The organism is Mycobacterium sp. E1386 (assembly GCF_001672745.1).
GTDB lineage: Bacteria > Actinomycetota > Actinomycetes > Mycobacteriales > Mycobacteriaceae > Mycobacterium.
Genome location: NZ_LZKH01000152.1, coordinates 1 through 1,634, shown reverse-complemented (window position 1 = coordinate 1,634; position 1,634 = coordinate 1). Strand labels below are relative to the sequence as shown.

General features: G+C 68.5%; 2 protein-coding genes. Both read left to right on the top strand.

Features of this window, described 5'->3' with window-relative positions:
- Positions 1-113 precede the first annotated feature (113 nt).
- Positions 114-512 (top strand): hypothetical protein, encoded by a 399-nt coding sequence (locus A5709_RS15855; RefSeq protein WP_197520164.1) that lies wholly within the window; start codon positions 114-116, stop codon positions 510-512.
- A 119-nt stretch (positions 513-631) separates the two neighbouring features.
- A partial coding sequence (locus A5709_RS15850; RefSeq protein WP_068120709.1) for a catalase occupies positions 632-1,634 on the top strand: 1,003 nt, incomplete at its 3' end.

Sequence of the window (1,634 nt, the reverse complement as noted above, 5' to 3'; positions counted from 1 at the left end):
GCGTCGGGAGCCGCGGGCGCAAGCCCTCCATCAGCTCGCGTCGCACCGCGAGCGCCCCGACGCCGCGCGGCCCCGCGGCTGCGCCCCCACCACCACCGCCGCCGCCGGAGCGGATGAAGCCTCCGCGGCTCTACGTGGCCGCGGCGTGGGTGATCATCGTCGCCGGCATCGTCTTCATCATCTCCACCGTGTTCTTCGCCGGCGCGTTCGTCTGGCATCACCAGCACTGCCACCACCACCACGGCCAGATGTTCAAGCCGGGTGGCGGCCCGGGTGGTCCCGGGCCGGGCAACGGCCCGTGGGGACCTGGATACGGCCCCGGACCGTGGGGGTCCGGTGGGCCCGGATCCGCCGGCGGCCCATGGGGTGACGGCGGTCCCGGGTTGATCGTGCCCATGCCCCCCGGCGGTCCGGGCGGCCCCGGCGGGCCGGCCGGCGGACCGGGTGTGAGCGGTCCTGGCGGCCCGCCGCCGGCGAGCGCAACTCCCAGCCCCCCGCCGCGACGGCCCTAGCGGAAGGCCCACGCCGAGGTTTTTCTTGACGTGGTCCAGGAAGAGAGCAGGGTGATTGGTGTGCAGCAATTTTCGTCGCCACAGCCCGGAGTCAGCCCAGCAAACGAGGAGAGAGCGAAATGACGGAACGTTTCACCACCACTGACGCCGGCATCGCTGCGCCCAGCGACGACCAGTCGCTGACGATCGGTCCCGACGGGCCGATCCTGCTGCAGGACCACTACCTGATCGAGCAGATGGCCCAGTTCAACCGGGAGCGCATCCCGGAGCGGCAGCCGCACGCGAAGGGGGGCGGCGCCTTCGGCACCTTCGAAGTCACCAACGACGTCAGCCAATACACCAGGGCCGCGGTCTTCCAGCCCGGCACCAAGACCGACATGCTCGCCAGGTTCTCGACGGTCGCCGGCGAGCGCGGCAGCCCAGACACCTGGCGCGACCCGCGTGGCTTCGCGCTGAAGTTCTACACCAGCGAAGGCAACTTCGACCTGGTCGGCAACAACACGCCGGTGTTCTTCATGCGCGACCCGCTGAAGTTCCAGCACTTCATCCGGTCCCAAAAGCGCATGCAGGCAACGAACTTGCGCGACCACAACATGCAGTGGGACTTCTGGACGCTCTCACCGGAGTCCGCGCACCAGGTGACCTGGCTGATGGGTGATCGCGGCATCCCCAAGACGTGGCGGCACATGAACGGCTACAGCAGCCACACGTACAGCTGGATCAACGCCGCCGGCGAGATCTTCTGGGTGAAGTACCACTTCATCACCGACCAGGGCATCGACTTCCTGACCCAGGAGGACGCCGACCGGCTGGCCGGCGAGGACGGCGACTACCACCAGCGCGACCTGTACGACGCGATCGAGGGCGGGGATGACCCGAGTTGGACGCTGAAGATGCAGATCATGCCGTACGAGGAGGCCCGCAACTACCGGTTCAACCCGTTCGACCTGACCAAGGTGTGGCCGCACGGCGACTACCCGCTGATCGACGTCGGCAAGATGACGCTGAACCGCAACGTCACCGACTACCACACCGAGATCGAGCAGGCCGCCTTCGAGCCGAACAACACCGTGCCCGGCACCGGGCTCAGCCCCGACAAGATGCTGCAGGCCCGCGGGTTCT